The following is a 10,528-nucleotide window of genomic DNA, read 5'->3' as shown; positions in this document are numbered from 1 at the left end:
GGTGGGCCTGACAGTGCGGAGTCCGTGACATGAAGGTGATCATCTGCGGCGGGGGCCAGGTCGGCTGGCAGATCGCGCGTCACCTCTCGGGCGAGCGGAACGACGTGACCGTGGTGGACATGAACGCCGACCTCGTGCGGCGGGCGACCGACACGCTCGACGTGCAGGGGGTGGTGGGCTTTGCCTCCTATCCCGATGTGCTGGAAAAGGCGGGCGCGCGCGACGCCGACATGATCATTGCGGCCACCCACTCCGATGAGGTCAACATGGTCACCTGTCAGGTGGCCCATTCGATCTTCGGCATCACGCGCAAGATCGCGCGCCTGCGGGCGCAGAGCTACCTCGACGCGATCTATTCCGACCTCTACCGCCGCGACCATCTTCCCATCGACGTGGTGATCTCGCCCGAGAAGGAGGTGGCCGAGGCGGCGCTTCAGCGCCTCGCCGCGCCCTCGACCTTCGACACCGAGAGTTTCATGGAGGGCAAGGCCCAGCTTCTGGGCGTCGCGCTCGACGAGGACTGCCCGGTGCTGAACACGCCGCTGAGGCAGCTGAACGAGCTGTTCACCAACCTGCGCGCCATCGTGGTGGGCGTGCGGCGCGAGGGTCGGCTGTTCGTGCCCGAGCCGGGCGACCAGCTTTTCGCGGGCGACGAGGTCTATACCTTCGCCCATTCCGAGGATGTGGCCCGCACGCTCGACATCTTCGGCAAGACCTCGCGCAAGCAGGAGCGGATCATCGTGATCGGGGGCGGCAACGTGGGGCTTGCCGTGGCCAAGGCGCTCGAGGCGCGGGCCGACCGGGTGCGCGTCAAGGTGATCGAGCGCAACCGCGCCAAGGCCGAGATCGCCGCCGACGGGCTGGAGCGGACCATCGTCCTGAACGGCGACGGGCTCGACATGGACCTGCTGATGGAGGCCAACATCGACCGCGCCGACGCCGTGCTTGCGGTGACGGACGACGACAAGACCAACATCCTCGCCGCGATCCGCGCCAAGCAGGCGGGCTGCCCGATGGCGATCGTCCTCGTGAACGATCCGACGCTGCTGCCGATCATGCAGGCGCTCGACATCGACGCCTACATCAACCCGCGCGCCACCACCGTGTCGTCGATCCTGCGCCACGTCCGCCACGGGCGGGTGCGGGCGATCTATTCCATCGGGGACGCCGAGGCCGAGGTGATCGAGGCGCAGGTGCTCTCGACCTCGCCGCTGGCCGGGCGGCACATCCGCGACATCGACTTCCCCGAGGGGGTGCTGGTGGGCGCGGTGATGAAGGGCGACCGGGTGCTGAAGCCCACCGGCGACCTGCGGGTGGACGACGGCGACGTGATCGCGCTCTTCTGCATGACGGCGGACGTGCCGGAGGTCGAGCGCCTCCTGCAGGTCTCGATCGACTTCTTCTGACATGGGCGGCGCGGGCTCGGTTCCCTTGATCGTCGTGCTGATGGCGGGCGGGGCCGCCGCGATGTATCTGCCCGCGGCCCATGCGCTCGTGCTGCGCGAACATGACGTCGCGCGCGCCTTCTTCTATGCCGGGACCTTCCTGCTCATCCTGATCGCCATGGTTGCGATCGCCACCCGGAACCGGCCGCCGCCGCGTGCGGCGCGGGCGCATCTGACGACGCTGGTCGGCGCCTACCTCGTCCTTCCGCCCATGCTGGCGCTGCCGTTCCTGATGGCGGTGCCGGACACGAGCTTCACCAACGCCTGGTTCGAGATGCTCTCGTCCTTCACCACGACGGGGGCGACACTCTACGACACGCCGGGGCGCCTGCCGGCCTCGGTTCATCTGTGGCGGGCGCTGGTGGGCTGGCTGGGCGGCTTCTTCGTGCTGACGGCGGCGATGGCGGTGCTGGCGCCGCTGAGCCTGGGCGGGATGGAGGTGATCTCGGGCCATGCGCCGGGGCGCGAACAGGCGAGCCAGATCACGCGCATCGCCGACCCGACCGAGCGGCTGGTGCGCCAGTCGCTCGCGCTGTTCCCGGCCTATGCGGGGCTGACGCTGGCGCTGTGGGCGATGCTGCTGCTGGCAGGCGATAGCGGGTTGGTGGGGCTGTGCCATGCGATGGGCACCCTCTCGACCAGCGGGATCTCGCCGATCGAGACGATGACGGCGGGCGGCGCGGGCTTTACCGGCGAGCTGCTGATCTTCCTGTTCCTGTTCCTCGCCGTCACCCGCCGCCTGATGCCCGGCACGGCCATGGTGGACCGCGACACGCCCATCCACCGCGATCCCGAGGTGATGATGGCCTTCTTCTTCCTGCTGGGCGTGCCCGTGGTGCTGTTCCTGCGCCACTGGATCGGCGCGATCGAGACCGAGGACACGCAGAACATCTCGGCCGCCGCGCGCGCCATGTGGGGAGGGCTCTTCACCACGCTCTCGTTCCTCACGACCACTGGCTACGAATCCCGCGACTGGGTCGCCTCGCGCTCGTGGTCGGGGCTGGGCACGCCCGGCCTGATCCTGCTCGGCCTTGCCATCGTGGGGGGCGGGGTGGCCACGACGGCGGGGGGCGTGAAACTTCTCAGGGTCTATGCGCTCTACCGCCACGCCGAGCGCGAGCTTGAAAGGATCGTCCATCCCAGCTCGATCGGCGGGCAGGGCGTGGTCGCCCGCCGGTTGCGCCGCGAAGGCGCCTATGTGGCCTGGATCTTCTTCATGCTCTTTGCCTTTTCCATTGCGGTGGTGACGGCGGCGCTGAGCCTCGCGGGGCTCGGATTCGAGCGCTCGATGGTGCTGGGCATTGCGGCCCTGACCACGACGGGGCCGCTCGCCGACCTTGCCGTCGAGACGCCGATCCGCTGGGCGGAACTGGGGCCGGCGGCCAAGATCATCGCCGGCGCGGCCATGGTTGTTGGCCGGATGGAAACGCTGGCAATCCTCGCGCTTCTGGCCCCCGCAAGCTGGCGGCGGTAAGCGGAAAAGCGGCAGGCCTGCCGCACTCAACTAAGGATCTGTTATTGGGGCTGGAATCTCCCGCGAGTCCTGCCCATACTCGATTCCGACCGTCGGATTGCAGCCGGGGGGAACGAGGAAAGACGGAAGCGTCTCAACCATAAAGGCAAGATAACGGATGGCTGCCGATAAACAAAACTTGCAGGACGCCTTTCTGAACCACGTCAGAAAGGCAAAGGTTCCGGTAACGATTTTTCTCATCAACGGTGTTAAACTGCAGGGCGTGATTACCTGGTTCGACAATTTCTGCGTCCTGCTGCGCCGGGATGGACAGTCGCAGCTGGTCTACAAGCACGCGATCTCGACCATCATGCCCGGCCAACCGATCAACCTCTACGAGGGTGACGACTGATTTGAGCGATCCCGAGGAAGGGGAGGAGGAGCCCCGCCACGAGGGTGTCGAGGGAGGCCAGCCCGAGGCTTCCGGCGGAGCGACGCGGTCGCAGCCGATGCGTGCCTTCGTGCTTCATCCCGACATACGCAGCGAGCGGTCGCGCCGGCTGCCCGAGCATCGTCTGGCCGAGGCGGTGGCCCTTGCCGCGGCGCTGCCGGACATGGAGATCGTGGGCCACGAGGTCGTGCGGCTTCCGCGGGCGCAGCCGGGGCTGCTGTTCGGAACCGGCAAGGTCGCCGAGATGAAGGCCCGCTTCGAGGCGCTCGAGGTCGGTCTCGTGCTGGTGGACGGGCCGGTGTCGCCGGTCCAGCAGAGGAACCTTGAAAAGGAATGGGGGGTGAAGCTCCTCGACCGGACGGGGCTCATCCTCGAGATCTTCGCCGACCGCGCCCGCACCCGCGAGGGTGTGCTGCAGGTCGAACTGGCGGCGCTCTCCTACCAGCGCACCCGGCTCGTGCGGGCCTGGACCCACCTCGAGCGGCAGAGGGGCGGCTTCGGCTTTGTCGGCGGCCCCGGCGAGACGCAGATCGAAGCCGACCGCCGCGCCATCGACGAGCAGGTGATCCGCATCCGCCGCCAACTCGACAAGGTGGTCCGAACGCGCGAGCTGCACCGGGCCAGCCGTCGCAAGGTGCCCTTTCCGATCGTGGCGCTGGTGGGCTATACCAACGCCGGAAAATCGACGCTCTTCAACCGCATGACCGGCGCCGAGGTTCTGGCCAAGGACATGCTCTTTGCCACGCTCGACCCCACGATGCGGGGCGTCACGCTGCCTTCGGGGCGCAAGGTGATCCTGAGCGACACGGTGGGCTTCATCTCGGACCTGCCGACGCAGCTTGTGGCGGCCTTCCGCGCCACGCTCGAGGAGGTTCTCGAGGCGGATCTGATCCTGCATGTCCGTGACATTGCCCATCCCGAGACGGCCGAGCAGGCCGCCGACGTGGCCGAGATCCTCCAGAGCCTCGGGGTCAAGGGGGCGACGCCGCAGTACGAGGTCTGGAACAAGCTCGATCTGGTGGAGGGGGCGGCCCACGAACAGCTGGTGGCGCAGGCCCAGCGGTCGGAGACGATCCTTGCCCTCTCCGCTCTTACGGGTGAAGGGCTGCCCGAGCTGCTCGAGGCGGTCTCGGCCGCCTTCGACGAGGAAAAGACCGATCGGACCCTGACCCTCGGCTTTGCCGATGGCCGCCGCCGGGCCTGGCTTCATGCCGAGGGCGTGGTGACGGCCGAGGAAGAAACCGACGAGGGCCACCGGATCGACGTCCGATGGACCGCCCGGCAGGAAAAGCGGTACCGCGATCTGTGACCGGGGTGCGCGGCGGCCTCGGCCGCGGCGCACCCCGAAAGGTCAGTCGTCCAGCGGTTCGAGGCGCGTGATCCCGACCGCCGCGGCCCGGGCGAGCGCCGGGTCGAGCGACATCGGGATATATTCGCCCCGCCGCCACAGTTCGCCGAGATTGTCGTAGAACCGCGAGAGCGGGTGGCCGGACTGCCCGGTTGACGAGATGAAGACCGAGGAATCGGGGTCCGCGAAATCGTAGACCCCGCGGTAGCCGGCGCCCGCCACATTCTCGTAGGGATTGCGCCCGGTGCCGCGGGTCATGCCGCGCATCAGCGTCTGGTCGCCCCCCGAGGTCGATTGCCGGATGTTCACGAAATAACGCAGCAGCGGCACCTCTCCAAGGGCCGGATGATCGTGGGTCGCCTGATGGGCATCGCCCCAGCGCCAGCTTTCGATGTTGGGGCCGCGGTCCTCGGTCAGCCGGATCAGCGCATCGTCGAGAGCCATGCGCGCGATGTCGGTGCAGCTTTCCACGGCGGCCGACTGGATGATGTCGCACCAGACCGCCGCGCCCTCGACGTCGCGGTAGACACGCTCGACGAAATCCGGCTGGAGATGGTTGAACTCATCGGCGAGCGGGCCCAGCTCGTCCCGGATCAGACGGTCCTGAAGTGCCCGCATCCAGGCCATGTAGATCAGCGGCTCGGGCAGGTGCTCGTTCATCTCGCCGTTCCATTCGGCGAGCAGCGTCAGCGCCCGCTGGCGCAGCCGTTCGGGCGTGCCTTCGGGCGCGGCCTCGCCGGTGAACCACAGGTCCGCCGCCACCAGCGGCAGCAGGTTGCGCGCCGTGGGCGAGACGGTATCGAGCTGCGCCTCGATGAAGCTCTCGCGGGTGTGGACCTCGCGGCTCTTCATCAGCGCGAGCCAGCGCTGGATGCGCTGCGTGTCGCCCCAGTCGAACGAGACATGCCGCGGGAAGGGCTGGTCCACCGTCTTGTTGTTCGTGTTGCCGAGGATCCCGGTCGATGGATCGACCATCCGGGGATTGTCCTCGTAGGGAAAGACGCCCTGCCAGCGGTTCTCGGCGATCCAGCCGGGCGAGGGGATGCGCCCTTTGGACTGGTGCGCCGGGTCGCGCATCGGCATGGCGCCCACGGTCTGCATGGCGATGCCGTTCACGTCGGCCAGCATCAGGTTCTGCGCCGGGGCCACGAAGAGCCGCCCGGCCTCGATCGCCTCCTCGACGGTGCGGGCCTTCATCAGCCGCATGGCGGCGCTGATCGAGGTGTCCTGATCCGAAAGCGCCGTCCAGGACAGCGAGGCCACATGACCGGGCGGCGTGATGGCGGCAAGGTCGTAATGCGTGCCCGGCAGGACCGGCCCGTTGTCCGTCCAGCGCAGGGTGACCGTGATCGGGCGTGCGTCCTTTACGTTGATGATCGAGCGCCGGGTCTCGAACCGCTTCCAGCCCTCGGGGGTGCGGTATTCCTCGCGGTTGTCGGGGTTCAGCTCCTCGATATGGACATCCTGATCGTCCATGTAGGCCGAGGTCAGCGCCCAGCCGAGCCGGTTCGAGCGGCCGAGCAGCACCGCCGGAATGCCCGGAAGCGTGGCGCCGATGACCCCGCCCGAGGCCAGCTGGAGGCGCGCCAGATACCAGATCGAGGGGGCGGTGAAGGCCAGATGCGGATCATTGGCCAGAAGCGAGCCGCCCGCCGCCGAGCGCGACGGAGCGGCGGCCCAGGCGTTCGACGCCCCCGACAGGGCCTTGGGGTGGAAGGGGGAGAGCGGATCCTCGCCCAGCCCCACCTTGCGCAGCGCGGGGAAGGGACCGGGCACGAGGCTCGCATAGGAGGGCAGTGCGATGACCCCCTCGCCCGGAGCGTCGGGCAGGATGTCGGACACCCGCGCATCGGGCAGAAGCAGCGACACCCGCGCCCGCAGAACCTCGGATTGCAGATGCGAGGACAGCTGCAACGCCATCAGCTTGATCAGCGCGATGCTGTCGGCCGGCCGCCAGACCGCGATCTCGTTCGAGAAAAGGAAGAACTCCGGCGCGCCGCGGCCGCGGGCATCGGCGTTGACCTGCCCGATCCAGGCGTTGACGCCGCGGGAATAGGCCTCGAGCGCGGCCAGAACCTCGGGATCCTGGGCCTCGACCGATGCCTGCGCCAGACCGTAGAGGTCGTAGCGGCGCATCAGCTCGTCGATCTTCAGCGTGCGCTCGCCAAAGACCTCGGACAGCCGGCCCTGCGCCGTGCGCCGCATCGTGACCATCTGCCAGAGCCGATCCTGGGCATGGGCGAATCCGAGGGCGAAATAGACGTCCTCGTCCGTCGGGCCGAAGATGTGCGGAACGTTGGCATCGTTGCGCACGATCTCGACCGGCCCGGACACCCCCTCGAGCCGGAAGCTCTCGTTGTAGTCGGGCAGCGAGCGCGACAGGAAATAATAGGTGATCAGCACGGCCACCAGCGCGAGAACCACGAGGCCGGTGAAGATGCGCAGCAGCCAGCGGAAGACGACGATCATGGGGCCCGTCCTTGACGCGAGAGGTCGGAATGGTTCCTAGTCGATCCGGAACATGACGGCAATCGGGAGGAAGATCATGGCCAAGCTGGCATTTCTGGGACTGGGGGTCATGGGCTTCCCGATGGCGGGGCATCTGGCCGCCCGGGGGCATGAGGTGACGGTCTACAACCGCAATGGCACCAAGGCCGAGGCATGGGTGGGCCAGCACGGCGGGCGCTCGGCGCCCACGCCGGCCGAGGCGGCGGCGGGGGCCGAGTTCGTGATGGCCTGTGTGGGCAATGACGACGATCTGCGCGCGATCTGCCGCGGCGAGGCCGGCGCCTTCGCGGGCATGGAGAAGGGCGCGATCTTCGTCGATCACACCACCGTTTCGGCGCAGGTCACGCGCGAGCTGGCGGCCGAGGCGGACGGGCTTGGCCTGGGCTTCGTCGATGCGCCGGTGTCGGGCGGGCAGGCCGGGGCCGAGAACGGGGCGCTCTCGATCATGTGCGGCGGCTCGGAGGCGCATTACGCCCGGGCGGAGCCGGTGATGGAGGCCTATGCCCGCATCTGCCGCAGGCTGGGCGAGAGCGGCTCGGGGCAGGTCGCCAAGATGATGAACCAGATCTGCATCGCGGGGTTGGTGCAGGGGCTGGCCGAGGCGCTGGCCTTTGGCCAGAAGGCCGGCATGGACGGCAAGGCCGTGGTCGAGGTCATCAGCCAGGGGGCGGCCGGAAGCTGGCAGATGGCGAACCGCCATGCGACCATGCTCGAGGACCGGTTCGACTTCGGCTTCGCCGTGGACTGGATGCGCAAGGATCTGGGGATCTGCCTGCGGACCGCCGACGAGGTGGGCGCAAGCCTGCCCGTCACGGCCCTCGTCGATCAGTTCTACAAGGAGGTTCAGCAGATGGGCGGCGGCCGCTGGGACACGTCCGCGCTCATCAAGCGCCTGACCCGCTGACGGACGGGCCCCGGGAGATGACTCCCGGGGCCCGTCCGTGACGGATCACGGGATGATGCGCGAATATTTCACGCCGCCCAGAGTCGCCCCGGCGATCAGGCCCGACTGTCCGAAGACCAGCGCCACGACGGGCTGGATCTCGGTCGTCTCCTTGCCGATGCTGGCGCCCTGATCGGGTGTGGCGTAGCGCACGTCGGCGCCCACGGCCCAGCCCGAGCCCGCCCGGAAATCGGCCAGCGCCTGCTCGGTCATGAAGAAGAGCGCATGGGCATATTGCTGTGCGCCGATCTGGAAGCCGATGGTCGCGCGGGTGGCCGAATAATAATCCACCGTGATGTCGTTGATCCGAAGCGCCCCGCGCCCGTAGGCGCCGCCCACGCCAAAGCCCGCCTCGGTCACGAGCGGCATGTAGAGAACGCCCTTGGCGTCCCGCGCCAGGTCGCGCGTGCCGGGATAGCGGTCGAAGAGATAATCCCGCGTGGCATCCACCCGCGCGTCGATCACCGCCGCGTTGTTGTTGCCGACGCCGTTGGCGCAGGCCGCAGTCAGAAGAACCGCCGTGCCTGCGGCACCGAGAAATGCCCGTCTCGAATAATCAGCCATGAAACCCTCTTTCCGCCCCGAACCGTGGATCGGGGATCTTTCGCCCCCCTGACACGAGGTTATACCGCGTTCTTCGCCCGTTGTCAGCCCGGAGCGGCCCGGCCATGGCGGCCGGACGCTCACCCAGGGGCCGAAGCGTCAGGCGTCGCGCAGAAGCCGCGCGGCCTCGGGGGCGAAATAGGTCAGGATCCCGTCGCAACCCGCCCGCTTGAAGCAGAGCAGGCTCTCCATCATGGCGGCCTCGCCCTTGATCCAGCCGCGCTCGGCCGCGCCCCTGATCATCGCGTATTCGCCCGAAACCTGATAGGCGTAGGTCGGCACGCCGAAGGCGTCCTTCACCCGGCGGCAGATGTCGAGATAGGGCATCCCGGGCTTGACCATCACCATGTCGGCGCCCTCGCGCAGGTCGCGCTCGATCAGACGCAACGCCTCGTCGCTGTTGCCCGGGTCCATCTGATAGGTCTTCTTGTCACCCTTCAGCGCGCCCGAGGCGCCCACCGCATCGCGGAACGGGCCGTAGAAGGCCGAGGCGTATTTCGCCGAATAGCTCAGGATCGCCACATCCTTGTGGCCCGCGGCTTCCAGCGCCGAGCGCATCGCGCCGATCCGCCCGTCCATCATGTCGGAGGGCCCCAGGATGTCGGCGCCGCATTCGGCCTGCACCAGCGCCATCTTCACCAGCGCCTCGACGGTCTCGTCGTTGAGGATGATCCCGTCGCGCACAAGGCCATCGTGGCCGTTCGCGTTGTAGGGATCGAGCGCCACGTCGGTCATCACCGCAACCTCGGGCACCGCCGCCTTGATCGCCCGGATCGCCCGGTTGGCGAGGTTGTCGGGGTTCCAGGCTTCCTCGCAGGCTTCGGTCTTCAGCGAGGGGTCGGTGTAGGGAAAGAGGCAGACCGCCGGGATGCCGAGGCTCGCCGCCTCTTCCGCCGCCTTCACGATATTGTCCACCGAGCGGCGCACCACACCGGGCATCGAGTGGATCGGCTCTTCGACATTTTCCCCGTCACGCACGAACAGCGGCCAGATCAGATCGCCCGCCGTCAGCGTGTTTTCCTGCGTCAGCCGGCGCAGGGCGTCGGTGCGGCGGACGCGGCGGAAACGGGCGTGGGGGTAGGCGGCTTGGATCGGGCGCATGGCTGTCCTCGAGTGGCGCAGGCCCGGCGGGCCTGAGCGGGCTTGGAAAATTTCCTTCTGCCTGCCATGGAAAGACCCTCATCTCAAGGGTAGGAATGCCGCAAGGGCGGTGGGATGAGCCGCCCGGGCGAGAGGAAGGTGCTTGTGGATTTCTATGCCCGTGTCTCGGAAGTGATCGACCTGCGGTCCTTTTCCAACCTGTGGTTCTGGATCGCGCTGGCGGTCATGTGGTCCACGGCGAGTCACTGGGTGATCGGCGTTCCCTGGGATCTCGTGCAGCGCGCCCGGCGCCGGGGCGGCGCGGCGGGCGAGGACGTGAACCAGCTGTCGCGCATCTATGCCGGGCGGCTCCGCCACATCGGCACGAGCGCCGGGCTCTGGATCGTGGCCTTGGCCGCCTTCCTTCTGACCTCGCTCGGCCTTCTGGGCTTTCGCTACGGGATCGAGTTCGCGCAGGCGCTCTTCTGCCTCGGCTTTCCCATGATGCTGGTGGGCGGGCTCAGCCTGCGCACTGCCTTCCGCATCGAGGACCTCTCGGGCCGCGAGCTTTACCGCGCCCTCGCCGCGCACCGCAGGCAGGTGCAGGGGCTGGGCGTGGTCTCGATCTTCGTGACCGCCATGTGGGGCATGTATCAGAACCTGCGCATCGGCGTGCTCTGACCGCTTCGGTGCTGGA

Annotated in this window: 9 protein-coding genes; 6 read left to right on the top strand and 3 right to left on the bottom strand. The window is 68.1% G+C overall.

The window, feature by feature from the left end; all coding sequences use genetic code 11:
* Positions 1-29 precede the first annotated feature (29 nt).
* From trkA to hflX, 4 genes are all read left to right on the top strand, one after another.
* Complete coding sequence (trkA, locus tag FG154_RS07570; RefSeq protein ID WP_145106186.1) at positions 30-1,406, top strand: Trk system potassium transporter TrkA; 1,377 nt, start codon at positions 30-32, stop codon at positions 1,404-1,406.
* Position 1,407: 1 nt separating this feature from the next.
* Complete coding sequence (locus FG154_RS07565; RefSeq protein ID WP_145106184.1) at positions 1,408-2,919, top strand: potassium transporter TrkG; 1,512 nt, start codon at positions 1,408-1,410, stop codon at positions 2,917-2,919.
* Between the two features lie 157 nt (positions 2,920-3,076).
* Positions 3,077-3,310 (top strand): RNA chaperone Hfq, encoded by a 234-nt coding sequence (hfq, locus tag FG154_RS07560; protein WP_002719962.1) that lies wholly within the window; start codon positions 3,077-3,079, stop codon positions 3,308-3,310.
* A gap of 1 nt (position 3,311) precedes the next feature.
* Positions 3,312-4,658, top strand: coding sequence for a GTPase HflX (gene hflX, locus FG154_RS07555; protein ID WP_145106181.1), 1,347 nt, complete (start codon positions 3,312-3,314; stop codon positions 4,656-4,658).
* Between the two features lie 42 nt (positions 4,659-4,700).
* Here hflX and FG154_RS07550 read toward each other — a convergent pair whose 3' ends face one another.
* A complete protein-coding gene (locus tag FG154_RS07550) occupies positions 4,701-7,166 on the bottom strand; it encodes a penicillin acylase family protein (protein ID WP_145106179.1) in 2,466 nt (821 codons plus the stop codon).
* A 76-nt stretch (positions 7,167-7,242) separates the two neighbouring features.
* On the opposite strand from FG154_RS07550, the gene FG154_RS07545 reads away from it, so the two are divergent.
* Positions 7,243-8,109 (top strand): NAD(P)-dependent oxidoreductase, encoded by an 867-nt coding sequence (locus FG154_RS07545; RefSeq protein WP_145106176.1) that lies wholly within the window; start codon positions 7,243-7,245, stop codon positions 8,107-8,109.
* Positions 8,110-8,154: 45 nt separating this feature from the next.
* On the opposite strand, the gene FG154_RS07540 is transcribed toward FG154_RS07545, so the two are convergent.
* Together FG154_RS07540 and hemB are read right to left on the bottom strand one after the other, a co-directional pair.
* A complete protein-coding gene (locus FG154_RS07540) occupies positions 8,155-8,712 on the bottom strand; it encodes a lipid-binding SYLF domain-containing protein (protein ID WP_145106174.1) in 558 nt (185 codons plus the stop codon).
* A gap of 138 nt (positions 8,713-8,850) precedes the next feature.
* The gene (gene hemB / locus FG154_RS07535; RefSeq protein WP_145106171.1) at positions 8,851-9,852 is read right to left on the bottom strand and encodes a porphobilinogen synthase; all 1,002 of its coding nucleotides are present in this window, start codon (positions 9,850-9,852) and stop codon (positions 8,851-8,853) included.
* 144 nt (positions 9,853-9,996) lie between these two features.
* Between hemB and FG154_RS07530 the strand changes: the two genes are divergently transcribed.
* Entirely contained in the window at positions 9,997-10,512 is a 516-nt protein-coding gene (locus FG154_RS07530; RefSeq protein ID WP_145106394.1) for a component of SufBCD complex, read from the top strand.
* Positions 10,513-10,528: the final 16 nt, after the last annotated feature.

This window comes from Cereibacter sediminicola (assembly GCF_007668225.1).
GTDB classification, from domain to species: Bacteria; Pseudomonadota; Alphaproteobacteria; order Rhodobacterales; family Rhodobacteraceae; genus Cereibacter_A; species Cereibacter_A azotoformans.
The sequence above is the reverse complement of the archived record's forward strand: the minus strand, read 5'-3'. Positions and strand labels throughout refer to the sequence as shown.

Bases quoted from the DNA above. Each gene is read 5' to 3' on its own strand.
- FG154_RS07550 (WP_145106179.1), bottom strand. From the start codon at position 7,166: ATGATCGTCGTCTTCCGCTGGCTGCTGCGCATCTTCACCGGCCTCGTG.
- FG154_RS07540 (WP_145106174.1), bottom strand. From the start codon at position 8,712: ATGGCTGATTATTCGAGACGGGCATTTCTCGGTGCCGCAGGCACGGCG.
- FG154_RS07565 (WP_145106184.1), top strand. From the start codon at position 1,408: ATGGGCGGCGCGGGCTCGGTTCCCTTGATCGTCGTGCTGATGGCGGGC.
- hemB (WP_145106171.1), bottom strand. From the start codon at position 9,852: ATGCGCCCGATCCAAGCCGCCTACCCCCACGCCCGTTTCCGCCGCGTC.
- FG154_RS07545 (WP_145106176.1), top strand. From the start codon at position 7,243: ATGGCCAAGCTGGCATTTCTGGGACTGGGGGTCATGGGCTTCCCGATG.
- trkA (WP_145106186.1), top strand. From the start codon at position 30: ATGAAGGTGATCATCTGCGGCGGGGGCCAGGTCGGCTGGCAGATCGCG.
- hfq (WP_002719962.1), top strand. From the start codon at position 3,077: ATGGCTGCCGATAAACAAAACTTGCAGGACGCCTTTCTGAACCACGTC.